At 73.4% G+C, this 26823-nt stretch carries 19 protein-coding genes, 1 tRNA gene and 1 pseudogene; 15 read left to right on the top strand and 6 right to left on the bottom strand.

The genetic code is table 11. The annotated features are described in order from the left end of the window. Nucleotides 1-13: 13 nt before the first annotated feature. From ACFWFZ_RS03355 to ACFWFZ_RS03370, 4 genes are all read left to right on the top strand, one after another. Nucleotides 14-2137 (top strand): MMPL family transporter, encoded by a 2124-nt coding sequence (locus ACFWFZ_RS03355; RefSeq protein ID WP_387115829.1) that lies wholly within the window; start codon nt 14-16, stop codon nt 2135-2137. Nucleotides 2138-2606: 469 nt separating this feature from the next. Continuing rightward, nucleotides 2607-3230, top strand: a complete 624-nt coding sequence (locus ACFWFZ_RS03360) for a 2Fe-2S iron-sulfur cluster-binding protein (RefSeq protein WP_387116315.1) — start codon at nt 2607-2609, stop codon at nt 3228-3230. After that, nucleotides 3227-4246: an FAD binding domain-containing protein gene (locus ACFWFZ_RS03365; RefSeq protein WP_387115832.1), complete on the top strand. Its 1020-nt coding sequence runs from the start codon at nt 3227-3229 to the stop codon at nt 4244-4246. The genes ACFWFZ_RS03360 and ACFWFZ_RS03365 overlap by 4 nt, the downstream gene beginning before the upstream one ends. 27 nt (nt 4247-4273) lie before the next feature. Then, the gene (locus ACFWFZ_RS03370; protein ID WP_387115834.1) at nt 4274-6385 is read left to right on the top strand and encodes a xanthine dehydrogenase family protein molybdopterin-binding subunit; all 2112 of its coding nucleotides are present in this window, start codon (nt 4274-4276) and stop codon (nt 6383-6385) included. A 68-nt stretch (nt 6386-6453) separates the two neighbouring features. Here ACFWFZ_RS03370 and ACFWFZ_RS03375 read toward each other — a convergent pair. Next, nucleotides 6454-7808: pseudogene (locus ACFWFZ_RS03375) on the bottom strand (NAD(P)/FAD-dependent oxidoreductase). 305 nt (nt 7809-8113) lie between these two features. Between ACFWFZ_RS03375 and ACFWFZ_RS03380 the strand changes: the two are divergent. Further along, nucleotides 8114-10207: a SpoIIE family protein phosphatase gene (locus tag ACFWFZ_RS03380; protein ID WP_387115837.1), complete on the top strand. Its 2094-nt coding sequence runs from the start codon at nt 8114-8116 to the stop codon at nt 10205-10207. Nucleotides 10208-10391: 184 nt separating this feature from the next. Here the strand turns inward: ACFWFZ_RS03380 and ACFWFZ_RS03385 are convergent, their stop codons facing one another. From ACFWFZ_RS03385 to ACFWFZ_RS03400, 4 genes are read right to left on the bottom strand one after another with little or no spacing between them, the layout of a single operon-like run. Next, nucleotides 10392-11402, bottom strand: coding sequence for a DUF5914 domain-containing protein (locus tag ACFWFZ_RS03385; RefSeq protein WP_387115840.1), 1011 nt, complete (start codon nt 11400-11402; stop codon nt 10392-10394). Then, nucleotides 11399-12433 (bottom strand): phytoene/squalene synthase family protein, encoded by a 1035-nt coding sequence (locus ACFWFZ_RS03390; protein WP_387115843.1) that lies wholly within the window; start codon nt 12431-12433, stop codon nt 11399-11401. Before ACFWFZ_RS03390 ends, ACFWFZ_RS03385 begins: the two co-directional genes overlap by 4 nt. Next, nucleotides 12430-13950 (bottom strand): phytoene desaturase family protein, encoded by a 1521-nt coding sequence (crtI, locus tag ACFWFZ_RS03395; protein ID WP_387115845.1) that lies wholly within the window; start codon nt 13948-13950, stop codon nt 12430-12432. Before crtI ends, ACFWFZ_RS03390 begins: the two co-directional genes overlap by 4 nt. Continuing rightward, nucleotides 13947-15395, bottom strand: a complete 1449-nt coding sequence (locus tag ACFWFZ_RS03400) for a polyprenyl synthetase family protein (protein ID WP_387115848.1) — start codon at nt 15393-15395, stop codon at nt 13947-13949. Before ACFWFZ_RS03400 ends, crtI begins: the two co-directional genes overlap by 4 nt. A 217-nt stretch (nt 15396-15612) precedes the next feature. Between ACFWFZ_RS03400 and ACFWFZ_RS03405 the strand changes: the two genes are divergently transcribed. The 5 genes from ACFWFZ_RS03405 (at nt 15613) to ACFWFZ_RS03425 (ending at nt 21689) form a co-directional block, all read left to right on the top strand. Then, nucleotides 15613-16848, top strand: coding sequence for a lycopene cyclase family protein (locus tag ACFWFZ_RS03405; protein WP_387115851.1), 1236 nt, complete (start codon nt 15613-15615; stop codon nt 16846-16848). Nucleotides 16849-16914: 66 nt separating this feature from the next. Further along, on the top strand, nt 16915-17634 hold the full coding sequence (locus tag ACFWFZ_RS03410) for a class I SAM-dependent methyltransferase (protein WP_387115854.1): 720 nt from the start codon (nt 16915-16917) through the stop codon (nt 17632-17634). After that, nucleotides 17631-19184 carry an FAD-dependent oxidoreductase gene (locus ACFWFZ_RS03415; RefSeq protein ID WP_387115857.1) on the top strand — a complete coding sequence of 518 codons (1554 nt, stop codon included), beginning with the start codon at nt 17631-17633 and terminating at the stop codon, nt 19182-19184. The genes ACFWFZ_RS03410 and ACFWFZ_RS03415 overlap by 4 nt, the downstream gene beginning before the upstream one ends. A gap of 166 nt (nt 19185-19350) precedes the next feature. Then, nucleotides 19351-19470: transfer RNA gene (locus tag ACFWFZ_RS03420), tRNA-Gly, on the top strand. Nucleotides 19471-19946: 476 nt separating this feature from the next. Then, complete coding sequence (locus ACFWFZ_RS03425) at nt 19947-21689, top strand: PKD domain-containing protein (RefSeq protein ID WP_387115860.1); 1743 nt, start codon at nt 19947-19949, stop codon at nt 21687-21689. A gap of 117 nt (nt 21690-21806) precedes the next feature. Here the strand turns inward: ACFWFZ_RS03425 and ACFWFZ_RS03430 are convergent, their stop codons facing one another. Further along, nucleotides 21807-22049: a DUF6332 family protein gene (locus ACFWFZ_RS03430; protein ID WP_387115864.1), complete on the bottom strand. Its 243-nt coding sequence runs from the start codon at nt 22047-22049 to the stop codon at nt 21807-21809. A gap of 274 nt (nt 22050-22323) precedes the next feature. Here ACFWFZ_RS03430 and ACFWFZ_RS03435 point away from each other — a divergent pair, with 274 nt between their 5' ends. The 5 genes from ACFWFZ_RS03435 (at nt 22324) to ACFWFZ_RS03455 (ending at nt 26814) form a co-directional block, all read left to right on the top strand. After that, entirely contained in the window at nt 22324-23178 is an 855-nt protein-coding gene (locus tag ACFWFZ_RS03435; protein WP_387115867.1) for a CPBP family intramembrane glutamic endopeptidase, read from the top strand. Between the two features lies 1 nt (nt 23179). Then, complete coding sequence (locus tag ACFWFZ_RS03440) at nt 23180-24508, top strand: sensor histidine kinase (RefSeq protein WP_387115870.1); 1329 nt, start codon at nt 23180-23182, stop codon at nt 24506-24508. Next, nucleotides 24460-25104, top strand: coding sequence for a response regulator (locus tag ACFWFZ_RS03445; RefSeq protein WP_387115873.1), 645 nt, complete (start codon nt 24460-24462; stop codon nt 25102-25104). Before ACFWFZ_RS03440 ends, ACFWFZ_RS03445 begins: the two co-directional genes overlap by 49 nt. A gap of 444 nt (nt 25105-25548) precedes the next feature. Further along, nucleotides 25549-26211: a CDP-diacylglycerol diphosphatase gene (locus ACFWFZ_RS03450; RefSeq protein ID WP_387115876.1), complete on the top strand. Its 663-nt coding sequence runs from the start codon at nt 25549-25551 to the stop codon at nt 26209-26211. 171 nt (nt 26212-26382) lie between these two features. Continuing rightward, on the top strand, nt 26383-26814 hold the full coding sequence (locus ACFWFZ_RS03455; protein ID WP_387115879.1) for a GNAT family N-acetyltransferase: 432 nt from the start codon (nt 26383-26385) through the stop codon (nt 26812-26814). The last annotated feature ends 9 nt before the right edge of the window (nt 26815-26823 follow it).

Genomic DNA, 26823 nt, shown 5'->3' on the forward strand with positions numbered 1-26823 from the left:
TCTGAGGACGGACATGGTGAGAGCATCGCGCTGGGTACGCTGGACGATTCCCCTCGTGCTGGTGGTCGTGTGGCTGGCGATCGGAGGGACGCTCGGCCCGTACGCGGGCAAGCTGGGCGAGGTCGCGACCAACGACCAGGCGGCGTTCCTGCCGCGCAGCGCCGAATCCACCCAGGTGCTGCAGGCCCGTAAGGCCTTCGAGCGGTCCGAGACGGTGCCTGCCATCGTGGTGTGGACCGCTGCCGGCGGCCGGGTGAGCGACTCCCAGCAGCAGACCGCCACCCAGGCCGTCGGGTCCCTCGCCGGCCGGCCGGGGATCGCCGGGACACCCTCCGCGGCCGTGGTCTCCGCCGACGGCGGCGCCCTGCAGGCCGTGGTCCCGCTCGCGCCGGACCTCGGCGAGGAGCTGCCCACCGTGCTGGAAGACATCCGCGCGGCGGCACGACAGGTGCCCGACACCAGCACCCAGATCGCAGGTCCGGCCGCGAGCCAGGCCGACCTGGCGGACGCGTTCGCGGGGATCGACGGTCTGCTGCTCGGGGTGGCCCTCGGAGCGGTCCTGCTGATCCTGCTGCTGGTCTACCGCAGCGTCCTGCTCCCCCTGGTGATCATCCTCAGCGCCGTGTTCGCCCTCGGCCTGGCCTGCGCGGTGGTGTACTGGCTGGCCGCGAGGGGCACCGTCCGGGTCGACGGCCAGGTCCAGGGCATCCTGTCGATCCTGGTCATCGGCGCGGCCACCGACTACGCGCTGCTCCTGGCCGCCCGCTTCAAGGAGGAACTCACCGCCCGCGAAGGAGACCGTACGCGGGCGGCGTGGACCGCGGTGCGGCGCTCGGCCGGCGCGATCACGGCCAGCGCCGCCACCGTCGCCCTGGGCCTGCTGGCCCTGCTCGCCAGCGACCTCACCAACAACCGTGCGCTGGGCCCGGTCGGAGCGATCGGCATCGTCTGCGCGGTGCTGGCCACCCTCACCTTCCTGCCCGCCGTCCTGGTCCTCACCGGCCGCGCCGCCTACTGGCCCGCCGCCCCAGGCCCCGCGAAAACCGAAGGCGGCGGCCACGGCGTGTGGCGCCGGGTGGCCGCCCTCGTCGACCGGGCTCCGCGCCGTGTGTGGGCATCCACCACGCTCGTCCTCCTGGCGCTGGCGGCGTTCGCACCCGGCCTGTCTGCCAAGGGTGTTCCGCTGGACGAGATCTTCGTCAACGACGCACCGTCCGTCAGCGCCCAGCAGACCCTGGGCCGGCACTTCCCGGGCGGCTCCGGCAACCCGACGGTGATCATCGCCACCGCCGACAAGGCCGCCCAGGTCATCGCGGCAGCCCAGGACACCGACGGCGTCGCCTCCGCCGCCCCGGTCACCACCACCGGGCGGCCCGGCCCCGGCACCCCACTGGTGGTGGACGGCCGGGTGAGGATCGACGCGACGCTGGAGGCAGCCGCGGACAGCGACGCCGCCAAGGAGACCGTCCAGCGGCTGCGCCAACGCCTGCACGCCGTCGACGGAGCCGACGCCCTGGTCGGCGGCTACACCGCCCAGCAGTACGACACGCAGGCGACCGCCGCCCGCGACCGCACCGTCATCGTGCCGGTCGTCCTCGCCATCATCATGCTCGTGCTCATCCTGCTCCTGCGCTCCCTGCTCGTCCCGGTGCTCCTGGTGGCCACCGTGGCCCTCAACTTCGCCGCCACCCTGGGCGTTTCCACCCTCGTCTTCGAGCACCTGCTCGGCTTCAGCGGCACCGACGCCTCCGTCCCCCTCTACGGATTCGTCTTCCTGGTCGCACTCGGCGTCGACTACAACATCTTCCTGATGTCCCGCGTGCGGGAGGAGGCCCTCGCCCACGGCACCCGCCAGGGAGTGCTGCGCGGACTGACCACCACCGGCGGGGTCATCACCTCCGCGGGCGTCGTCCTCGCCGCGACCTTCGCCGCCCTGATGGTCATCCCGCTGGCCTTCCTCGTCCAGATCGCCTTCATCGTCGCCTTCGGTGTCCTGCTGGACACCCTCGTCGTACGCTCCCTGCTCGTCCCCGCCCTCGTCATCGACATCGGCCCGCGCGCCTGGTGGCCCAGCGCCCTGGCCCGTCCCACCGCGGCCAAGGGCACGCCCGAGCCGGCGCGCACCTCCTCAGGCTGAGCGACGGCGCCGCACGCACGGACCACCCCCGGGGGCGGGCCTCTTGGCTCGCCCCCGGGTCGCGTGCGGCTGGGTTCACCGTGAGGCAGGCCCACGTGACGCTACGACCGCCGGTCGAGCAGGTGAACCGGGCGGCCTGGTCACACCTCGCCGCCCCTGACCTCCCATGCCTCCCTCACCAGCCCTGTGCACGCGACGTACGCGCCCCGGAAGTCCACGTACACGGCGTCGTCCGCGTGCCTCTGCTCGGGCCCCGTCGGCACGACGGTCCCGGAGCGCCGGAACCGGGCCGGGCAGCGCGATGCCCACTGGGCCGACCGGCTGACCCACAGCCTCACGGACACCGACGGGCCGCCCCCAGGCGGCCGCGTCGGGGACGTATGGCACCGCCGGGCCGGGGAAGATGCCAGGGCATACCTTCCGCCATCGGACATGGAGGGCCGTTGTGGCCGCACGTGCACGCAATCCCCTGCAACAGCGGCTGGCCGACCCACCGGCCGCCGCCGGCCCCGTCCGCTCGCGCGTCGCGCTCCGCGTCAACGGCCGGACCCACGTCCTCGACCTGGACCACCGCGTCACCCTCCTCGATGCCCTGCGGGAGCTGCTGGACCTGACCGGCTCCAAGAAGGGCTGCGACCACGGGCAGTGCGGGGCGTGCACCGTCCTCGTCGACGGCCGGCGCGCCAACAGCTGCCTGCTGCTGGCCGTGACCCTGGACGAATCCGAGATCATCACCGTGGAGGGGCTCGCCGCCCCCGACGGCACGCTGTCCCCCCTCCAGCAGGCCTTCCTCGACCACGACGCCTTCCAGTGCGGCTACTGCACTCCCGGCCAGCTCTGCTCCGCCGTCGCGGTACTGCGGGAAGCCGCCGCCGGACACCCCTCCCACGTGACCGACGAGGCCACCGCGGCCGACACCGCCCGCCCGGCCGTCCTGAGCGCCGAGGAAATCCGGGAGCGGCTCAGCGGCAACCTCTGCCGCTGCGGCGCCTACAACGGGATCGCCGACGCCGTGGCGGCCTGCGCTGCCGTCGAGGCCCCTGACCGGACCCCGTCCCCGCCTCCGCCCCACACTCCGGACGTGATCGCGTGAAGCCCTTCGCCTACGTACGGGCCACCAGCCTCCAGGAAGCGACAGCCGCCTACGCCGGCCACCCCGGCGCCCGCTACCTCGGCGGCGGCACCAACCTGGTCGACCTGATGAAGCACGGCGTGGAGACCCCCGACACCCTGATCGACCTCACCCGGCTGCCCCTCCACGACATCGAGGAGCTGCCCACGGGAGCACTCCGGGTCGGAGCCGGTGTGTCCAACACCGATCTGGCCGTGCACCCCCTGGTCCGGACCCGCTACCCCGCCCTGTCGCAGGCCCTCCTCGCCGGCGCGTCCGGACAGCTGCGCAACGTCGCCACCACCGGCGGGAATCTGCTCCAGCGCACTCGCTGCCCGTACTTCCAGGACGTGTCCAAGCCCTGCAACAAGCGGGAACCCGGTACCGGCTGCGCGGCCCGCGACGGAGTCCACCGCGACCACGCCGTCCTCGGCCACTCCCCGTACTGCATCGCCACCCACCCCTCGGACATGGCAGTGGCCCTCACCGCCCTGGACGCCGAGATCGAGCTCTACGACGGCGAGCACGGCACCCGCCAGGTGGCGGCGGCCGACTTCCACCGGCTTCCCGGCGAGCACCCCGAACAGGACACCGTCCTGCGCCCGGGCGAGATCGTCACCGCCGTGCTCCTGCCCCCGCCCGCGCCCGGAGCCGTCTCCCTCTACCGCAAGGCCCGCGACCGCGCCTCGTACGCCTTCGCCCTCGCCTCGGTGGCCGCCGTGCTCGAACTCGACGACGGCCGCGTACGCCACGTCGCCCTCGCCTTCGGCGGCCTCGCCCACCGGCCCTGGCGCGCCACCACCGCCGAGGAACTGCTCACCGGCATCGCCCCCACCGACGAGGCCGTACGGGAAGCCGTCGACGCGGAGCTGGCCGCGGCCCGGCCCCTGCCCGGCAACGCCTACAAGGTCGACCTCGCCCACAACCTCGCGCGCGACGCCCTCACGACGCTGATCCGCTCCGCCTCCGGCGCTCCTCCCGCCCGCCCCCAGCCCTGACCGCCCCGAACAGAATGGGGACCCGCGATGCCCACCACGCCCGACAGCCCCTCCGCCCTCGGCAGCCCGGCCCGGCGCAGCGAGGGACGCGAGAAGGTCACCGGAGCTGCCCGGTACGCCGTCGAGCACACACCCCCCGGCTGCGCCTACGCCTGGCCCGTGCCCGCCACGATCGCCCGCGGCCGGGTCACCTCCGTCGACACCGCGGCCGCCACCGCCGTGCCCGGTGTGGTCGGCGTGCTGACGCCCCACGACGCACCCCGCCTCGGCGCGGCCGACGACCCCACCCTGCGCCTCCTCCAGGACCTGAGCGTGCCCCACCGCGGCTGGTACGTGGCCCTGGCCGTAGCCGACACCCTGGAGGGGGCGCGGGCCGCAGCCGCCGCGGTACACGTCAGCTACGAGACCGAGCCCCACGACGTCACCCTCAGCGTCGACCACCAGCGCGCCTACACCCCCGAAGTGGCCAACGGCGGCCACCCCGCACACCGTGAGCAAGGAGACCCGGACGCGGCGCTCGCCGCCGCCCCCGTACAGATCGACTGCGGGTACGCGGTGGCGCCCCTGCACAACCACCCCATGGAACCGCACTCCGCCCTCGCCGACTGGGACGAGGAACGCCACCACCTCACCGTGCACGACTCCAGCCAGGGCGCCGGCCCCGTCCGCACCGCGCTGGCCGCACTCCTCAAGCTGACCGAGGAGGAGGTCACCGTCGTCTCCGAGCACGTCGGCGGCGGATTCGGCTCCAAGGGCACCCCGCGCCCGCACGTGGTCCTGGCGGCGATGGCCTCGCGCCACTACGGCAGGCCCGTCAAACTGGCCCTCCCGCGCGCCCACCTGCCCGCCACCGTCGGCCACCGGGCGCCAACCCTGCACCGCATCCGGCTCGGCGCCCGGACCGACGGCACCCTGACCGCCCTCACCCACGAGGTCACCACCCACACCTCCCGCGTCCGCGAGTTCGTCGAACAGGCGGCGGTGCCGGCCCGCGTCATGTACGCCGTGCCCGACATCCGCACCACGCACCGGGTCGTCGCCCTCGACGTACCCACCCCGTCCTGGATGCGCGCCCCCGGCGAGGCACCGGGCATGTACGCCCTGGAATCGGCGATGGACGAACTCGCCGACACCCTCGGCATCGACCCGATCGAGCTGCGCGTACGCAACGAACCCCGCACCGAACCGGACAGCGGCCTCCCCTTCAGCAGCCGTCACCTCGTCGAGTGCCTGCGCGAGGGCGCCGAAAGGTTCGGCTGGGCAGACTGCCGCGAACCGCGCCGCCAGGGCCCGTATCTCATCGGAAGCGGCGTGGCCGCCGCCACCTACCCCGTCCTCATCGCGCCCTCCACCGCCCGGGCGCACGCCCGCCCCGACGGCAGCTACCTCGTCGAGATCAACGCCACCGACATCGGCACGGGAGCCCGTACCGTCCTGGCCCAGGTGGCAGCCGATGCCCTGCGGGTTCCGCTCGACTCCGTGGCCGTCGCCATCGGACACACCGGCCTGCCCGCGGCCTCGCTCGCCGGAGGCTCCTCGGGCACCGGCTCCTGGGGGTGGGCCGTCCACGACGCCTGCACCGCCCTCACCGCACGACTGGAGCGCCACCACGGGCCGCTGCCGACCGGGGGACTGTCCGCCTCCGCCGACACCACGCAGTCCGCCAAGCAGAAGTCCCCCTACTCCCGGCACGCCTTCGGCGCGCACTTCGCCGAGGTACGGGTCGACACGGTCACCGGGGAGGTCCGCGTACGGCGCATGCTGGGCGTCTTCGCCGCCGGCCGCATCCTCAACGCGCTCACCGCGCGGTCGCAGTTCAAGGGCGCCATGGTCATGGGACTCGGCATGGCGCTGACCGAACACAGCACGATGGACGCGGAGTTCGGCGACTTCACCGAGAGCGACCTGGCCGCCTACCACGTCCCGGCGCACGCCGACGTACCCGGCATCGAGGTCCACTGGATCGACGAACACGACAAGCACCTCAACCCCATGGGCAGCAAGGGGATCGGCGAGATCGGCATCGTCGGCACGGCGGCCGCGATCGGGAACGCGTTCTGCCACGCCACAGGACACCGTCTGCGTGAACTCCCCCTGACACCGGACCGCGTGCTGACCGCACTCGGACGCGCCGACTGAGACCAACGGCGGGGTGGCGGGGTGGCGGGGTGGCGGATGGCGGAGCGCATCCGCGCTGCCCCGGCCGTTCAGCCCCCGCCGGCAGCCGTGCGGGCCCGTACCTCCTCCGGGGTGAGGTAGTGGTCCGTGTACTCGAAGTCGCGCAGCGTCCCCGGCTTGTGCGTCTGGAAGCCGGTCCGGACGAAGTCGTCGCCGGCCACGGCGTTCAGGAGCCAGTTCGTCATCACCCGGGTCTTCGCGGCGCCGGTGCGCAGCGCCGCCCAGTGGTAGCCGCGGGCCACGGCCTGGGCGGGCATCCCGCGCAGGCCGATGCCGAGCGGCCGGGAGACGCCGTCGCGGCCGCCGAGGTCCACGACCAGCCCGAGGTCCTTGTGGACGTACGGGCGCAGGGGCGTGCCCCGCAGGGTGGCGACGACGTTGTCGGCGGCGACCCTGCCCTGGCGCTCGGCGTGCTGCGCGGTGGGCGGGCACACCGCGCCGTCCCCGCCGCCGGCGAGGTCGGGTACGGCGGCCGCGTCACCGAGTGCGAACGTGCCGTCCGCGGTCGGCACCCGCAGGTCCGGAGCGACGACGAGCCGGCCGCTCCTGGCCGTCTCTGCGCCCAGCGTGGCGACGAGGGGGCTCGCGGCGACGCCGGCGGTCCAGATGAGGGTCCGGCAGGGCAGCACGCGGCCGTCGGTGAGGGTGAGCTCCTCGGGGCCCGCCTTGGCGACGGATACACCGAGCGAGACCTGGATGCCGCGGCGGCGCAGCACGTCGAGGGCTGCCAGGCCCAGCCGGTCGCCGAGTTCGGGCATCAGCTTGGGGGCCACGTCCACGAGGTGCCAGGTGATCTCCCGCCGGTCCAGCCGGGGGTAGCGGCTGACGGCGTGTGTGGTGAGCCGCTCCAGGGAGGCGGCCGTCTCGGTGCCGGCGTAGCCGCCGCCCACGACGACGAAACCGAGTCGTGAGGCCCGTTCCGGTGATCCCGGCGCGGCGGCGTCGGCCAGGTCGAGCTGGGCGATCACGTGGTCGCGCAGGTAGGCCGCCTCGGCGAGCGTCTTCATACCGCGGCCGTGCTCCGCCAGGCCCGGGATGTCGAAGGTGCGGGTCACGCTCCCCGGCGCGAGCACCAGGTAGTCGTAGGGCTGGTCCACCAGTTCGCCGGTGATCTTCCGGACGACGCAGACCTTGGCCCGGGTGTCGACGCCCACGGCTCCGCCGGGCACGATCCGGGTCCGGTGGCGGCGGCTGACACCGCCACGGACTGCGGGGTGAGCACCCCGGAGGCCACCTGCGGGAGCAGGGGCAGGTAGAGCTGGTAGGAGAACGGAGTGACCAGCAGGATCTCCGCCTCCCCGGGTGACAGCGTCCGCTCCAGGCGGCGTACGCAGGCGACGCCGGCGAAGCCCGCGCCGACGACCACGATCCTCGGTCGCGCCATGGTGTCCGTCCCTTCTCGGGAGTACAGGTCCCCGGCGCACCTTCCCCGGCAGGCCGTTCCATGCACCCGGAAAGCGGGATGAACCCCCGCAGGACCCCGGCCGGCGCCGCCGAACGGCCCCGCAGCGGGAATGCCGGGCGGGCCTGCACAGCGGGTTGGGAACGTCCAGCGGGACGACGACCCCTCGGCGTGGCGCGCGGGCTCGCTCTGACGGGTTGGTCTACATCTGGGGACGAGCAGGAGTGGTCGCGTGCCCGGGACGGTGCCACCGGCGGCGGGAGTCGGGACGACGGAAGGTGGTGGCGATGGGCCGGGGTGACTCGACCAGGTCTGTAGGGGATCCGGAGGCTGCCCTGCTGGACGCCTTGTTCGGCCGGTCACCCGTGGGTCTGCACCTGTTGGATGCCGAGCTGCGCGTCGTGCGGGTCAACGCCGCCACGCCGCGCATGCGGGGCGTGCGGATGGAGGACGTCGTCGGACGCCCTTTCGAAGAGGTCTGTCTCCCGCTTCTCGTGGACGGGCCCGCCGTCGCGTCGCTCGTCCGCGGGGTGCTGGACAGCGGCCGCTCCGTGGTGGGGCACGTCGTACAGGTGCACCGTCAGGCCGAGGCCTCGCGGGGGCAGTTCCACGAGGTGTCCGTCTTTCGCCTTCAGGCACCATCCGGAGAGGTCCTGGGCGTCGCACTGATCGTGGTGGACGTCAGCGAGCGGGAGAGGGGGCGGGCACGCGCGGCGGTCCTGAACGCCGTACGTGAGCAGGTGGGACGGTCCCTCGACGTGATGGTCACCTGTCAGGAACTGGTGGACACCCTCGTACCGTCCTACGCCGATATCGCGGTCGTCGAAGTAGTGGATGCCGTGGTGCGGGGAGAGGAGCCGCACCCGTCCCCCCTCGCCCCGGACGTGCCCCTGCGCCGCGCCGCGTTCCGCAGCAACGTCGACACGGGAGGTGAGAAGCCGCAGGCTCACCCCTTGGGCGACGTACGCAGCCTTCCCTTCCCCACGCCCTACACCCAGGCGCTGTCGGACCTGCGGCCCCGGGTGGTGGCACTGGACGGCGACCTGCCATGGCTGGCCGCCGACCCGAACCGCAAGGAGGCGATCCGCGAGTCGGGGGCGCACACGCTCATCACGGCCCCGCTGGCCGTCAGGGGCGCCGTGCTGGGGTTGATCAGCCTGTACCGCACACGGCAGCCGGTTCCGTACGACGAGTCCGATGCCGACCTCGTGCTCCAGCTGGCCGACCACACCGCCCTGTGTGTCGACAACGCCCGGCGCTACAGCCGAGAACACACCATCGCCGCGACCGTCCAACGCCACCTGCTGCCCCGCCGCCCGCTCTCACGCACCGCGCTGGAGACGGAGCACCTTCTCGTACCGGCCGGAGGCGTCGGCCAGTGGTACGACACCATCGCTCTGTCGGGGGCCCGAACCGCGCTGGTCGTGGGCACTGTCGCCGGCAGCGGCCTCCACACCGCCACCCTCATGGGACAACTGCGTACCGTCATCCGCTCCCTGTCCACCTTCGACCTGCAGCCCGACGAACTCCTGGCCCGGTTGCAGGGCACCGTCGCCTTCCTGGCAGCCGAGCGCGCCGGCCTGCCGCCCACCGACCCGCTGCACGACCAGGTACTCGCAGCCGCGTGCGCCTATGCCGTCCACGATCCGCTGAACAGGACCCTCACCGTCGCGGGCGCCGGCTCCCCGGCCCTCACCCTGGTCCTGCCGGACGGCAGTGCCTGGTCACAGGAGCTCTCTTCGGGCTCGCCGTTGGGCATGCCGGATCGGACGCCCTTCGCCGCCTCCCGTTTCGAGGTCCCCGACGACAGCCTCGTGATCCTCTCCACCCATCCGGTCCCGGCCCTGGAAGTGGTCGGCCGATCCCCCAGTGCCGATCTCCTCACGGCGCATGCCGACCGCTCGCTCGCGGACCTGCGCGACGACGTCCTCTACGCCCTGCCTGCCGAGAGCCGGGCGGCTCCCGCCGCTGTCCTCTTCGCCCGTACGCGCGCCTTCCCCGCCGAAAGCGTCGCCACCTGGCAGCTCCACGCGGCACCCAAGGCCGCCGCGACCGCCCGACACCATGTACGCCGACAACTCACCGCTTGGAACGTGGACGAGGAGACGGCCTTCCACACCGAACTCATCGTCAGCGAGCTGGTGACCAACGCGGTCCGCTACGGAAAACCACCCCTTGAGCTGCGCCTCATCAACGACCGCACACTTGCCTGCGAACTCCGCGACGCCGGCGTCGCCGCTCCACACCTACGCCACGCCGGTCCCACCGACGAGGGCGGCCGCGGTCTGTTCATCGTCGGCGAGCTCGCCGACGACTGGGGCGTGCGCTACAGCGACAACGGCAAAACCATCTGGACCGAACAGACCCTCCGCACGACATGAAGGGGAGGCCTCGATGCGGCCGAGGGGTTGAGCCCCGTCGCGGAGCCCGGTGAGGGACCCCGTCGGTGTTTCCCGCGCCGCCCCATTGCCTCCGGCCTGAACCGCCCATCCACGCCGCCGAACCAGGCTCCGCGTCCGCTCCCGCCCGGCCGTGCGGGCCGAGGCGCTGCCCGTCCTTGCGCAGTCAGCCCGGGAACCGGGCCGTCGAGCGCAGGTGCCAGCGGCGTTCGGCGTAGGCGAGGTCGTCGCGCCACAGCCGGGCCGCCGCCGCGCGCATCACCGGGCGCAGCAGCGGGGCGGCACGCCGTACGAACGCGAAGCCCGGGCGGTCGGAGGCGGCTACGACGGCTTCGATCACCGCAGTGCGGGGACGGCCTCGATCATCCGGTCCGAGCGGGGTGGCGTGGGTCTCCACCGTCGAGCCCGCGCCTTCACCTTCGGTGATCCGCATGACGACGGTCCGTGGTCCGGGCGCGGTGAACGTCGCCCGCACCGGCACCACGAGCCGGCCGGCGACCTTGAAGGAGACCTCGACCTCAAGGTGGTCCAGGAGGTCGTCCGCGTCGGGTGACTCGACCACGGACAGGTCCACGAACGAGTAGGGGTGGAGCCAGGCCCCGTGCCAGGGGTCCAGCCGGTTGGCGATGACGTCCTCGGGTTCGCAGAGCCCGGTGGCTTCGTACACGGCCGTCAGCCCGCGGGCCGGGGCCGGGCGGTCCGGTACGACGGGGGCGTCCAGCGGCGCCTCCCCGCCGGTCTCGTCGAGACGCACCCAGAGGAGGACGCCGTCGTCGAAGGCGGGCAGTGGCTCCCAGCCCGCGAACGCGGATCCGTCCAGAGCGAGTCCGTGCCAGTGGCACACCAGTGTCCCGCACCGGACGGGGCTGTCCGCGAGGGGCGCTCCGAGGTGCGGACAGATACCGGGCCCCGCGTGGAGCCGCCCGTCGCCGCCGCGCCAGACGACCACCTCGCGGTCGGCCACCGTGCGGGCCAGGGGCCGGTCAGGGCACAGGCCGGCGGTCGCCCCCACCACGTACCAGTTCCCCGACGGCCGGGCCTGCGCCCGCTTCAGCGCCCCGGCGATGAGGCTCGGCCTCGCGTCGCGCCAGGTCGGCCTTTGCCGGTCCCACGCAACGGGCTCGCGGCGCAGCGAGAGGGGGAGCCGGGACCTGCGTGCCGACGGTTGCGGATTCACGCGACCTCCTTCGAGACCGGTCGGTTCGGGTCGGCCGGGGGAGCCGGGGGAGCGGCGGGAGCCGGGGGCACGGGCGTGCGCGCCTCGGCGGACCGCACGCGGTGGCGCAGCCGGGCCGCGGCCAGCCGGACCAGTCCCTCGGCCGCGACGGCGGCACGCTTGCGCCCGGGTACGACGGCGCGGCGGTGGAGCACGGCGTAGCCGTCCCGGGCGACGGCGTCGAGGATGCTCCCGTACAGGATGTAGGCGGTGCGGATACAGGGCCGGGAGACGGGGTCGAGCATGGCGACGCCGGGCCGTGCGTCCTCGTAGACGCTGCGGGTGAGTGCCTCGAACTCCCTCAACGCGGCCAGGACGCGCCGGTCCTGACGGCCGGCTTCCCGGCAGCGGCGCAGCAGCTCCCGGTCGGCTCCGTGCGCGGCGAGCAGGTCGGCCGGCAGGTAGACGCGCCCGCGGTCGAGGTCCTCGCCGACGTCGCGGAGGAAGTTGGTGAGCTGGAAGGCCACGCCGAGGGCCGCGGCGTGCGGCTCGGCCTCCTCGGGCGGTACCACCGTACCCAGCACCGGCAGCATCTGCAGGCCGATCACCGCGGCCGAGCCGTGCATGTAGGTGCGCAGGTCGGCGTAGGTGGGGTAGTCCGTCACCGTCAGGTCGGAGCGCATCGCCGTCATGAAGTCGTGGAAGTGGCGGTGGTCGATGGCGTATCGGCGGGCGGTGTCGGCGAGGGCCAATACCACGGGTTCGTCGCCGCTCGGCCGGCGAAGTCCGCTGCACAGACGCTGCTGGAGCGCTGCCAGGCGCGTCCCGCGCAGGCTGTCGTCGATTCCGGGGTCGGTCGAGTCGACGATGTCGTCGGCCCACCGGGCGAAGCCGTACAAGGCGTGTACGGCAGGCCGGTGCTCGGCGGGGAGCAGGCGGGTGGCCAGGAAGTAGGTCTTGCCGTGCGCCGCGTTGAGTTCCCGGCACCGGTGGTATGCGGCGCGGAGTACCGGGTCGGTGATGCCCGCGGCGTCGAGTTCGCGTGCGGTCAACGGGTCGCCCCCTTCGCGTGGGTGGAGGGACGCCGGGCCGGGCCGGTGATCCGGGCGGCCGCCAGCTTTCCCGAGACCAGAACGGTGGGCACGCCGACGCCGGGGGTGGTGCCGCAGCCGGCGAGGACTGCGTTCTGCGTGCCCCGGACCAGGTTGCGGGGCCGGAACGGCCCCGTCTGCAGGAAGGTGTGGGCCACCGAGAAGGGGGTTCCGGCGGCATGGCCCTGGTCCAGCCACTGCGCCGGGGTGACGAGGGACTCCTCGTCGATGGCCGCCTCGATGCCGTCGAGGCCGCGCCGTTCCAACTCGCGCAGGAGGTCGGCCCGGTAGCGCGGGCCGAGTTCGCCCCAGGCGGCGCCGTCCGGCCCGATCCGGGCGTTGGGGCAGGGAGCGAGGATGTAGTGCAGATGGCGGCCCGGTGGGGCGAGTGCGGGGTCGGTCGCCGTGGGCCGGGTGATGAGCAGTGACGGATCGCTCATCAGGCGGCCGTGCCGGGTGAGTTCGTCGAACGTGGTGCGCCAGGCGGCGCCGAACGAGATCGTGTGGTGGGACAGGAGCGGCCAGGTGCGGTGCGTGCCCGCGTGGAGTACGACGGCGGAAGGGGAGTGCCGCAGCCGCACCGGCCGGGCGGGACGGCGGCCGAGCAGCCGGTAGGCGACGGGCAGGTCGGGGGTCAGGACGACCGCGTCGCAGGGGATGCGGTCCTTCGCCGTGATCACGGCCGTGATCCGTTCGCCGGAGCGTTCCAGCCGGGTCACCGGCTCGCCGAACCTCAGCTCGGCGCCCGCGTCGGCGGCGGCGTCCGCCATGGCCTGCGGCAGGGCGTGCATGCCGCCGCGCGGGAAGTACACCCCGGCGACCGTGTCCATGTACGCGATGACGGCGTACGCGGCCAGTGCCCGGGCCGGTGGCACGCCGGCGTAGAGGGCCTGGAAGGTGAACACCCGCTGCAGCCGCTCGTCGTTCAGGAAGCCGCCGATGCGCCGGTCCAGCCGGCCGAAGCCGCCGAGCGCGGCCAGCCGGGCGAGGTCCCCGGTGAGCAGGTCGAGGGGGGAGTCGAAGTTCGCGTCGATGAAGCGGCGCATCTGGGCCCGGTAGACGCGCTCCAGCCAGGCTCGCAGCCGCAGGTAGCCCGCCGCCTCAGCCGTACCGGCGAACCGCTCGACCTCCGCGGCCATCGCCTCGGCGCCGGTGTGGACGTCCAGGGTGCTGCCGTCCGCGAACGACGCCCGGTACGCCGGGTGCAGCGGGACCAGGTCCACCCGCCGGTACAGGCTGTCGCCGACCGCCGCGAAGGCCTCGTCCGCGAGGTCGGGCATGGTCAGCACGGTGGGGCCGGTGTCGATCCGGTAGCCGTTCAGATCGAGGCGTCCCGCCCGCCCGCCGGGCAGATCGCCCCGCTCCACGACGGTCACCCGGCGCCCGGCGCCCAGCAGGTGGAGAGCCGCCGACAGGCCCGCGAGACCCGCCCCGACGACCACCACGTGGTCGGTGCGGCCGCGCACGGTGCGCGTCACCGCCGGGTCCCCGGCGCGGCGGAGCCCTCTGACGGCCCGGCAGGTGTGGGACGTACGGGATCGGGCGGGCCGCCGTCGGTGGCCCGGGAGGCCGTCGCCGAGGTCAGCAGCCTTCGCAGGCGTGCCTTGGCGGCGGTGTCGGGGAGGGCGCCGTCGAAGTGGCGCAGTCCCCGGGCCGACAGTCGGACGATCTTCGTCTCGACCGCCTGCCGGGCGCCGGTCCGTACCAGGACGTCGCGTACCTCGTCGAGGTCGGCGGGCTTCAGGTCCTCATTGCCGAGCGCTCGTTCGAGTACCGTCATCGCCGGCCGGTCGGCTGTGGCCTCGGCACGCGCCAGCGCCAACGCGGCCAGATAGGTCGGCTTTCCGTTGCGGATGTCGTCCCCGCAGCTCTTGCCGGTCCGGAGGGGGTCGCCGAAGACGTCGTCGAGGTCGTCGCGCAACTGGAAGGCCATGCCCACGCAGCGCCCTGCGGAGCACAGCGCCCGCGTGGTGCGGCCGTCCGCGCCCGCCAGGGCCGCGCCCAGCGCGAGGGGCCGCTGGACCGAGTACAGGGCGCTCTTGAGGTGGGCGGCGCGCAGTGCCTGCGGCTGGGAGCGTGACATGGTCAGCTGACCATGGAGGTCGAGGAACTGGCCCGCCACCATCTCGGTGCGCATGTCGCTCCAGACCCTGCGCACCGTGGTCGCCGTAGCCGGATCGAGTGGCGTCTCCGCCGCGGCGTCGTCCGCCCAGGCGAGGGCGAGGTCCCCGGCGAGGACCGCGGCTGCCTCCCCGAAGCGGGCGGAGCGGTCCGCCGGCGCGGCACCGGCGTAGTGGTTGCGCAGATCGGTGTGCAAGGTCGGCCGGCCGCGGCGCAGAGCCGATCCGTCCATCAGGTCGTCGTGGACCAGGGCGCAGGTCTGGAGCAGTTCGAGCGCAGCCCCGATGCGGAGGGTCGCGGCGACGGCCATCTCGTCGCCTCCGCCGCAGGCGCGCATCGACCACCACAGGAGCTGCGAGCGGGTGCGCTTGCCGCCCTCCCGGGTGAAGCGCGCGACGCGTCCGGCCAGTTCCTCGGCGAAGAGGGCGTCCAGCACCCCGGCCCGTGCGAGCCGGTCGGTGAGGACCTGCTCCAGGGCGCGTCCGACGGCCCCGGGTACGTCCGCGTCGACGGCGTCGCCGCTCGGAGTGCTGACGCCGATCGGGGCCTGCGTGCCGTACGCCGGGTCCGGCCGGACCGGCCAGGTCGGCTCGTCCGGCCGACTTGGCTCGTCCGGCCGGTTCGGCTCGTCCGGCCGGTTCGGCTCGTCCGGCCGGTTCGGCTCGTCCGGCCGGTTCGGCTCGTCCGGCCGGTTCGGCTCGTCCGGCCGGTTCGGCCGCGGTGAGGACTCCGCGGGAGCCGTCAGGCGGGGGACGGGCGGCGGCGCGGCCGCAGAGGGGTCCTTCGCCTGAATCGGGCGCATCCCGGTTCCTTTCGTCGTGGCTTCCATCGCTGTCTCGGGTCTTCGGTCCCTTCCCGTGATACGGATGCGGGTCGGCGTAGATGCCCGATTCGTGCACGAATGCCATCGTGCGGACGCGGCTGACCAGGTGACCCGCGGGTGCAGACCGCATCCGATCCGGGGCCGGGGCAGGAAGGGCTACGTGGTGTGTGCGTGCAATCGGATGGAGGGAGCAGCCGTGTTGAAGGCGGACGTGGCGGTGATCGGGGCGGGTGCCGCCGGGCTGTCGCTGGCACACCGGCTGAGCGGACACCCGGCAGACCTGCCAGGGATGCCCGGCGTGCGCGCAGTGCCCGGGGCCCTCACCCCATCCGTCATCCTCATCGATGCTCCACCCGGCCCACTGCGCCCGGGCCCGCGCACCTGGTGCTTCTGGGAGTCCGGACGCGGCCGCTTCGACGCGGCGGTGCGCTCGCAATGGCGCCACCTGCGGGTACGGCCGCCCACCGGTCCCGCCGTCGAGGCGGACATCACGCCGCTGCGGTACAAGATGATCCGCTCCGACGACTTCGAGTCCCTGGTGTCGCGGGACCTCGCCCACAGCCCCAACGTCCGGCGCCTGGAAGCGGCCGTGGACACCGTCGAGGAGATCCCCGCCGGGACCGGGGCCCGCGTGCTGATGACCCCGCCCGGCGGCCCGGCCGCCGAGCTGGAGGCGCGCTGGGTGTTCGACTCCCGTCCCTTGGGCAGTCTCCCGGCCGCCCGCACCACCCTGCTGCAGCACTTCCACGGCTGGTTCGTCCGCACGGCCCACCCCGCGTTCGACCCCGGGAGCGCCGAACTGATGGACTTCCGGACACCGCAGCCCGCCTCCGGACTCTCCTTCGGCTACGTCCTGCCCACCAGCCCCCACGAAGCCCTCCTGGAGTACACGGAGTTCTCCCCGCGCGTCCTGACGGCGAGCGGCTACGAGGCGGCGCTGCGGCACTACGCCGAAGACGTCCTCTCCCTCCCCCTCGGCGACGTGCAGATCGTCGCCGCCGAAACCGGCGTGATCCCCATGACGGACGCCCCCATGCCACGACGGGTCGGTACGTCGGTGTTCCGGATCGGCGCCGCCGGCGGAGCGACCCGCCCGTCCACCGGGTACACCTTCGCCGGACTCCAGCGCCAGACCCGGTCCGTCGCCGCCGCGCTGCGCCAAGGCCGCAGGCCCGTACCCCCGGCCGCGCACTCCGTGCGGGCCCGCGCCATGGACTCCGTACTCCTGCGCGCCCTGGACAGCGGCCGCGTCGACGGGCCCGAACTGTTCTGCCGCCTGTTCACCCGCGTACCAGCGGCCCGGCTGCTGCGCTTCCTCGACGGGCGCACGAATCTGCTGGAGGACCTTGCCGTCGGCCGGCACGCCCCTGTCGGCCCCATGCTGCGCACCGCCCTCGAACTGCCCGGACTGCCCCGCCGCGCCTTCACCTGACCCTCACCCGACCCCCTTCTCCTCCTGACCCCCTTCTCCTCCCGCCCCGACCGTCTTGGAGACCGCATGACACTGCTGCGCGACGAGGACCTCGCCGACGCGTTCGACCACGCCTCCCGCAGTTACGACGCCCTGGTGGCAGCGAACCCCGGCTACCACGCCCACCTGCGGCGCTCGGTGCGCCGTCTCGGCCTGCCCGGCCGTGGGGAGGGGCTGCGGGTACTGGACCTCGGCTGCGGCACCGGAGCCTCGACGGCCGCGATCCGCACCGTCCTCCCGGCCGCCGACATCACAGCCGTGGACGCCTCGGCGGGCATGCTGGCCCGGGCCGCCACCAAGCCCTGGGCGGACAGCGTCCGCTTCGTCCACACGCCGGCCGAGCACCTGGCCGAGGCCGGCGTGGACGGGCCGTTCGACGCGGTGTTCGCCGCCTACCTCTTCCGCAACGTCTCCGATCCCGACGCCGTCCTGCGCACCGTCCGCACCGTGCTGCGACCGCGCGGACGGCTCGCGGTCCACGAGTACAGCCTCAGCGGCCGCCGCGCCGACCGGGCGGTGTGGACGCTGGTGTGCAGCGGCATCGTCCAGCCCGCCGCGACCCTGCTGGGCGACGGGCCGCTGTACCGTCACCTGTGGCACAGCGTCGTCCGCTTCGACCAGGCCGACCGATTCGCCGGCCGCATCGGTGAGGCGGGCTTCGACCGGGTCCGCGCCCTGCCCCTGCCGGGCTGGCAGACGGGCATCACCCACACCTTCGTGGCCTCACGCGCGCAGGACCTCCGATGATCCGCCCCGCACACCCCGGGTCTGCCGCGCGCCGCGGCCGGGACCGGCGAGCCCGCATCCTGCCGGCGCACCAGGGCACCCGTCACGCCACCGCACGGCACACGGTCGCCGTGGTCGGCGGCGGGATCGCCGGCCTCGCCGCCGCGACGGCCCTCGCCGAGCGGGGAGTGGCGGTGACCCTGTACGAGCGCGAGCCCTACCTCGGGGGACGGGCGGGCGGGTGGCCGACCCGACTGCGCGACGGCACCACCGTGACGATGAGCCGCGGCTTCCACGCCTTCTTCCGGCAGTACTACAACCTGCGGGGCCTGCTGCGGCGAACCGACCCGGCCCTGGCACGCCTCGCGGGACTCCCCGACTACCCCCTGCTGCACGCCGACGGGCTGCGCGACAGCTTCCGGCGCGTACCGCGCACCCCGCCGTGGAGTGCACTCGGCTTCGCAGCGCTGAGCCCCTCCTTCCGGATGCGGGATCTGCCCGCCATGGACCCGGCCCGCGCTCTGCCGCTGCTCGACGTCCGCGTCCCCGACGTGTACCTCCGCCTCGACGACATCAGCGCCTACGACTTCCTGGAAGCCATCCGCTTCCCGGCACAGGCACGCCACCTGGCGTTCGAGGTGTTCTCACGGAGCTTCTTCGCCGACCCGCGACAGCTGTCGGCGGCCGAGATGGCCTTGATGTTCCACATCTACTTCCTCGGCTCCGCCGAGGGCCTGCTGTTCGACGTGCCGCGCTCGGCCTATCCGGCGGCGCTGTGGGCCCCCCTGGCCGGTTACCTGGGGCGACACGACGCCGAGGTACGGACGAGCAGTCCCGTCGAGCACGTCACACCGGCCGGCGGCGGGTTCGAGGTCGCGGGAGGCCGCGACGAGCACCGGTACGACGCCGTGGTCCTCGCCCTGGACGCCACCGGCCTGCGGTCCCTGGCCGCCCGCTCGGAACGGCTGGGCGACGCAGCCTGGCGGCAGCGAGTGGCCCGCCTGCGCCCCGCACCGCCCTTCCTGGTCACTCGGCTGTGGCTGGACCGGCCCGTCGCCCCCGACCGCCCCGGATTCCTGGGCACCAGCGGATTCGGCGGCCTCGACAACGTCAGCGTGCTGGACCGCTGGGAGGACGAGGCGGCCCGCTGGGCGGCGCGTACCGGGGGATCCGTCGTGGAACTCCACGCCTACGCGGTGGACCCGCGCGCCGCGCGCACCGCCGAACAACGGGACCTCGTCGAGCAGCTCCACCGCGTCTACCCGGAGACCCGCGCCGCCACGGTCGTCGACGCCCGGCACGAATGGCGGGAGGACTGCCCGCTGTTCCCCGTGGGCGGCTACGCCGACCGCCCCACCGTCCACACGCCGGATCCCGGCCTGATGGTGGCCGGCGACTGCGTCCGCACCGACCTGCCCGTCGCACTGATGGAACGGGCGGCCACGACCGGCTTCCTGGCCGCGAACGCCCTCCTGAAGCGCTGGGGCATCCGAGGCCAAGCGCTGTGGACCGTACCGGACCGGGGCCGAGGCGCCGTACTGAGGAAGGCGGCCGAGTGGGCAAGGCGCTGACCTGCCGGACCGCCCCACCTGTCGGCAGATGGCCCCGGTGCGGTGGAGCACACGGCCGTTCCCGTGTCGACCACAGTCGCCGGTGTCCGGGAAAACGATTCGTCCGTGGAGAACACCGCCCCTAGGCTTGGCCGGAGCGGGAGCGCGCGTGCTCCCGTCAGGTTGCGGTGCTGTGGCAGAGCGGTCCAATGCGATCGCCGTGGGGGAGGTCCCTCCCACGGCGACTGACGGGGACGGGGCGGACCTGCCCCCAGCTGTCTCGCGGGTTCAAATCCCGTCGGCACCGCGGCCGAAGGCCCCGAAGGGCGCGCGGACACACCGGTCGCGCCGGGGGCGGCGCGGGTACACTAGGGCCTGTATGCGCCGCGCTCGCCGCGCCGGAGCGAAGTCCTGACACCGGTCCCGGATCGCGCCACAGGGCCGTCACCCTCGCGGGTGGCGGCCTTGTGGACGGGCGCAGGCTCCTCCGGGTTCGCCGGTCCGGACGGTGTGCCGGCGCTGCCTCACACAGCGTTGATGGCACTCGGTCGGGCTTGACGTGCGGTGCGCCCGGCCAGGCTCCGGACACCGGCGCGAGCCGACGGCCCCGACGCAGCGCCAGAGGCCCTGCTGTCGATCGCAAACCGCACACAGGTGAGGCGTTGACCCCTATGGGGTGAATGGCGCCAGAACCCTGTGAGCCTTGGCCGGAACCTTCCATACGGTGGCCCCTCTTCGCTCATCACCACAACTGGGGGGCCGGTGCGCAACCACCGACTCGTAATGACCGCTGCCTTCGTGGCGGCCGGAATCGGCATCATCCCGGGCATCGCGCAGGCGGCGGCTGATCCCGTACCTGTCGCGGCCGGCGTGGCCGAGGCGATCGCCGAGGCATCCACGTCCGAGGGCTTCCACAGCCCCGCGGCTCGCACGATCCGTACCACCCTGCCCACTGCCACTGCCACTGCCACCGCCACCGAGGGCAAGGCCGAGGAGACCGCCAAGTCCGCCGCACCGCAGAAGGCTCAGGCCGCCCAGGCCGCACCGACCGCCCAGGCCTCGCCGACCGAGCAGGCCGCACTCGACGCGGGGGCCAACCCGGCCCTGGCCGTCGACGTCAGCGGCACCAGCTACACCGCCCACGGGATCGAGCTCACCGCCCTGATCACGAGCGCCGACTTCACGCTCGACATCGTCATCGACTGGGGCGACGGGAAGAGCGACACGGCCACCGCCCAGGGCAACCACGAACTGCACCACTCACACACGTACGAGAAGTCCGGCGAGTACCAGGTGCAGGTCAAGGTGACCGACGCCGTCAACGCCGTCCAGGCCACCAACGGCGGTGCCTTCCTCACCCCCGGCGCCGACTTCACCCCGCACACCCCGACCCGGCTCCTCGACACCCGCAACGGCACCGGAGCCGTGGCCGGCAAGGTCCCCGGGCAGGGCTCCACCCGCGTCAAGGTGGCCGGCAACGCCTCCGTCCCGGCGGGCGCCACCGCCGTGGCCCTCAACGTCACCGCCACGGAGACCGTCGACAGCGGCCACGTGACCGTGTGGCCCGGAGCCGGCTACGACCGCCCGGACACCTCGAACCTGAACTACACGGCCGGCCGGTCCGTCCCGAACATGGTGATCGTGCCTGTCGGTGAGGACGGGTACGTGGAGCTCTTCAACGGCGGCTGGCACCCGGTCGACCTGATCGCCGACGTCACCGGCTACTTCACCCGGGCCTCGGCGAGCGGCTACACCTCGATGACGCCCGCCCGCTTCGTCGACACCCGTGAGGGCCGCGGCACCGCCCACGGCAAGCTCGCCGCCCGCAGCACGTTCACCACCCCGATCGGCGGCCGGCAGGGCGTGCCCCAGAACGTCACGGCCGTGGCGTTGAACGTCACCGTGACCGAACCCGAGGGGCCCGGCCACATGACCGCCTTCTCCGGCACCGGGCCGGTCCCGACGGCGTCGAACGTGAACTTCGTACCCGGACAGACCGTGGCCAACGCGGTGATCGTGCCCGTGGCCGAGGACGGCACGATCAAGGTCTTCAACGGGGCCTGGTCCCCGACCCACGTGGTGGTCGACGTCGTCGGCTACTACAGCCCGGACAGCAAGGCCGCCTTTCTGCCCTTCGCCCCCTTCCGTACGCTCGACACCCGCGAGGAGGCGTACGGCTGGCCCGGCGGCAGGTTCCGGGCCCGGGAGTTCATCACGCAGGGCTTCACGCCCGAGGCGGCGGCGGGTGTCGAGGCCTACGTGCTGAACGCCACTGTCACCGAGACCCGCGGCACCGGATTCCTCTCGGTCGCCCCGAGCCCCTACGCGCTGCCGGCGGACGGCGAGCCCGCCACACCCGCCGGACCGCGCCCCGGCTCCTCCACCCTCAACTGGACGACCGGCGACACCGTCCCCAACCTGGTCCAGGCGAGCGACGGCGACCACGGCGTCATCACCTTCTGGAACCAGGGCCACGAGGACGCCGACCTGGTGCTCGACGTCTTCGGCGTCTACCAGACGAAGTGACCCCCGGGGGTGGCGCGACCGGCGCGGCACCGCGCCACCCCCTCCCGCCGGTCGGCCTGCGCCGCGGCCGGCAGCGCGGGCCGCGGGCGCCCCTGCGACGACCTTTGACGACAGACCTCAGCCGCGCTGTCCATAGCGCCAGAGGACATGAACCACACGGATCACCGCCAGGCCTCCGGCGACCCAAAGCCCTGCAACGCGGAGGAAGTTCTCCATCCCGGCAGGAAGGTCCCAGACGGCGGTCGGCCCCGCGATCGTCGCGAACACCAGGACGCCGAGGAAGCATGCGCTCAGCAGCGCATAACCGATCTCCACAGGGATCGCGTCCCGCTCGGCCTGGCTTCGCTGTCTCGTCGTCATGGCTGAAGAATCGCATCTGCCCGGCCGGTAGTCCACGTGGTCAGCCGGCCGTGGCCCGGGCATCGGCCAGGCTCCGACGACTGGGGCGGGGACGCCGGGGGCGCGGCGGTCGCTCACTGGAGGGTCGTCTGCGCAAGCGCCGCTGAAGCAGGGGGTGTACCTGGGTACACCCCCCTTCGGCATCCACGTGCAAGGACCGGCCAGATCCCCACCGGCAGAGTCGAAGGAGGGCGTGACGGGCACGCCTGAGCGAGCTACGGGGAGGCCGGGCAGCATGCCGGAACACAAGCAGGAGCAGCGGCGGACACCGCCTACGGGGTGGGCGGCGCAAGCGGGCGTGTTCCTCGCGGTCGCGTTCGTGGCCGCCGGGATGTGCGGAGCCGTCCAGCCCGCGACCGGTATACCGCCCGAGGTGGTGCAACTGACCCAGCTCGGGCCCGCCGCCGCCGTGGCCGCCGCGGCGCTCCTGTGGCCGGGCCGGATCAGGGACCGGCTCACAGGCACCCTGCCCGGCCGAACACGTACCCGTACCCACACCCGTACCGGAGCCCACCCCCGCCGGGCAGCGGCCCTCCTGCTCACTCCCGCCCTGATCGTCGCCCTGTGCGCGTGCGGCGGCCTGCTGGCCTCCGGCTCGCTCCCCGTTACCAGCCCCCGGGCCCTGGCCCACCCCCTCGCCCTGGTCGTGACCGCCCAGCTCATCGGGGCATGCGCCGAGGAGATCGGATGGCGCTGCTACCTCCAGCCGCTCCTGCGCACCCGCTTCGGCCCGATCACCGCCTCCGCCACGGTCGGGCTGCTCTGGGGCCTCTGGCACGTACCGGTCTTCACACAGGCACCGGCCCATGCGGCCGGGTTCCTGCTGGCCACCACCTCCATGTCCGTGATCCTCGGCCTGGCCCTGGACGGCGTACGGAGCAACCGGCTGCTGCTCGCGGGCGGCTTCCACACCCTGATCAACCTCGGCATGCTGTACGTGACGGACGAGACGGCGGCGAGGACGGCGCCGATGCTGTTCCTCGGAGCCGCCGCCCTGCTCGCGGCGCTTCCGTGGATCGCCACCGCCCGCCGCGGGGCGCACGCGGCGCCGGATACCATCACCGTCGCAACAGCGCCCGACGTGCGCTGACATGACAGGACGACAGGTGGGCATGGCGGGGTACGGGGGCAAGCGGCCCCGCATCGGACGAGCGCTGGCCGACATCGGCCGCTGCCAGCTGCTGTCCCTGGCCGCGCTCGCCGTGGCCGGGGCCGGCGGCCTCGTGATCGGGGCCCTGCTGCTCCTGCCCGTCGGCGTCGGTCTCCTCCTGCTCCCGCCCGCGGCGACGACCCTGCGCCACATGTCCGACCGCTACCGCGACTGGGCCGCCCGCTGGACCGGAACGGTCATCAGCCCGCCCCGACCGCTGCCACCCCCGCCCACCCCACCCGAGGGCGGCCCGGCCGGCCGCCGCCGACAGGCCCTCGCGCTCCTCGGCGACGCCGGATTCTGGCACGACCTGCGCTGGGCCTGGGCGGAACCCTGGACGGGCGCGCTGCTCGCCGCCGTGCCGCTGGCCCTCGTCGAGTACGGGCTCTTCGGCGCGGCCGTCCAGCCCTTCGTCTGGCGGCTACTGGGCGACGGGAACTGGTACGGCTTCGTCCTGGTCGACTCCACGCCGGCGATGCTCGCCGCGCTCGTGCTCGGCCTCGGGTTCGCGGCCGCGGGGCTGCGACTGGCCCCTGTGGCCCTGCGGCTGCACGCACGCTGGAGCGGCCGGCTGCTGGCCGCCCCGTACACCACCGAACTCGTCCGCCGTATCGAGCACCTGACCGGTTCCCGAGCCGACGTCCTCGACGTGCAGGCCGCCGAACTGCGGCGCATCGAACGGGACCTGCACGACGGGGCGCAGGCCCGGCTGGTCTCCCTGGGCATGACCCTCGACGAGGCCACCCGCCTGCTCGACCACGACCCGCTGGCCGCCCGCGCCCTGCTGCACGAGGTACGGGCCACCTCGCAGCGGGCCCTCCAGGACCTGCGCGAGCTGGTCCACGGCGTACTGCCGCCCGTACTCGCCGACCGCGGCCTCGGCGACGCGGTGCGCTCGCTGGCCCTCGACAGCCATCTCGACGTGCACGTGGAGGCGGCCCTGCCCGGCCGGCTCCCGGCCCCGGTCGAGTCCGCCGGCTACTTCGCCGTCGCGGAGCTGCTCGCCAACGCCGCCAAGCACTCCGGCGCCCCCGAGGTCCGCATCCGCCTGAGCCATGCGGACGGCCTCCTGCGCGTCACGGTCGCCGACCAGGGCCGCGGCGGCGCGGACCCGGAGGGGAGCGGACTGCGGGGGCTGCGTCGCCGCCTGGAACCCTTCGACGGAACCCTCGTCCTGCACAGCCCGCGGGGCGGCCCGACCACCGCGACCCTGGAGATACCGTGCGCGTCGTCCTTGCCGAAGACCTCTTCCTCCTCCGGGACGGGCTGACCCGCACCCTCCAGGACCACGGCTTCGAGGTCGTCGCCGCCGTCGACAACGGTCCCGCCCTCCTCAGAAGCCTCCTCGAAGACGCCCCCGACGTCGCCGTGGTGGACATCCGGCTGCCACCCACCTTCACCGACGAAGGCCTCCAGGCAGCCCTGGCCGCACGACGGATCCGGCCCGCGCTGCCGGTCCTCGTACTCTCCCAGTACGTCGACCAGCTCTACGCCCACGAACTGCTCGCCGGGGGCCAGGGTGCCATCGGCTACCTCCTCAAGGACCGGATCACCCACACCACCCAGTTCGTCGACGCGGTACGCACCGTTGCCACGGGCGGTACGGTCATGGACCCGCAGGTCATCGCACGGCTGCTGGCACGCAGCGACGCCCGCGGGACCACGGCTGAGCTGACACCGCGTGAGCTGGACGTACTGGGCCTCATGGCCGAAGGCCGCTCCAACGCGGCCGTGGCTCAGGCCCTGTTCATCAGCGAGAGCGCGGTCGCCAAGCACACCGCGGCCATCTTCACCAAGCTGCGGATCGAACCGTCCGTGGACGACAACCGCCGCGTGCTGGCGGTCCTGGCCTACCTCAAGCGGTAGCGAGCCCCTCACCGGGTGACGGTCGCGGTCAGGGCGGCGGCCGCGGGCACGCCCCACGGGGGCCGGCCCCGCCGTCCGGCGTAATACCTGCCGCGCCCCCGCCTGACTGCCGGGAAAAGGCCGGACCACCCCCTACGTTGTGAGCGGACCAGCGGTCGGCGACCATCGGAGCGCGCACCTGTGAAGGACACCGCCAAGACGAGCGACATGCGTCGGCGTCAATTCGTGACACTCTCCGGCGCCCTGGGCGCGGGAACACTGCTGACCGGCGCGGGCGGCAGCGCGTCCGCGGCGGCGGGGCCGGGCTCCGCCGCCGGGGATCCGCCGTGTTGCCCCTGTCCCACGGATCCGGCTCCGCCCGGATCCGGACAGAGCCCTTGCCCTCCGTCGCATCTCCAGCCCTTCTGCGGCAGCCCCACCGACAACGACCCGCTCTGGCAGGACGTGCAGTACTGCACACAGGGGATCGTCCCGCCGTCCGGGCAGAGGCCGGACTGCCTGAAGACGATGCCCAACTACGTCGTGCTGCACGGCAAACCCGAGAACCAGCACAACTACCTCCTCCTGCCGAGTTGCCGGATCACGGGCATCGAGTGCCCGTTCCTGGTGACGACCACCGTCGCGAACTACTGGCACGAGGCATGGGAGAACGCCCGCTCCGGAGGAGACGTCCCCGTCCAGTCCCCGTACATCGGTCTGGGGATCAACTCGCAGTCCGCCCGGCAGCTCAACCAGCTGCACATCCACATGGCCGCCGTCCGGACCAGCACGCAACGGCGGCTACAGGACCTTGAGGCATCGGGACGTGTCGCCCCCCAGCCGTCGCAATGGGGAGACACCCAGTATCAGGCGGCCGTGACGGGCTCGGACGGAACGGGCGACCGCACGTACCGGATCCTGCGGCTCGACACGCTCACGCAGAACCTCTTCGACCTCCTGAACCTGTACGTGGTGCGGAGGTTCGGGCTGGACATGGCCGGCCAGACCTTGATCGTCGTACCGAAGATGACGGCGACGGGATTCGCCAGGACCTTCTACGTCCTCAACAGCGACTCCTCCCTCACCGGCGGGACGAACACCTGCGACCACCTGCTCGTGTACAGCTGAAGCCTCCGGCCGCCCGCGCAGGATCACAGATGATCCTGCGCGGGCGGCCGGCTCCGACCCGGAGGCAGCGGTCCGGCCGGCGGGTCGCCGGCGACGTCCACACGGCTCCATGATCAGGCACCGAGCGAAATCCAGCGGTGGGGGAGTGGCCGGAACTGCTTGGATGCAGCCATGACCACTCTCCTTCCCGCTGCATACGAGATATCCGCCGACTCCGCACGGATCGACAACGCGCTGGTCCACCAATGGCTCTCGCAGGACGCGTACTGGGCCCGCGACCGGTCCCGGGAGAAGCAGGACCGGGCCATCGCCGGTTCCCTCAACTTCGGCGTCTACGAACGGTCTTCCGGCGCGCAGGTCGGCTATGCGCGCGTGGTGACCGACCACGCCGACTTCGCCTGGCTCTGCGACGTGTACATCTCCCCGCACGTGCGCGGCAAGGGGATCGGCACCGCGCTCGTCACCGCGGTGCGCGATCACCTCGCCCCGTACAGCCTCCGGCGTGTCCTGCTGGCCACCGCCGACGCGCACGCGGTGTACTCCAAGATCGGCTTCGCCCCGCTGGAGGCGCCCGAACGGTGGATGACACTCGGCAGTCAGTGAGCCACCCGC

This window comes from Streptomyces sp. NPDC060232, from assembly GCF_042726555.1.
GTDB lineage: Bacteria > Actinomycetota > Actinomycetes > Streptomycetales > Streptomycetaceae > Streptomyces.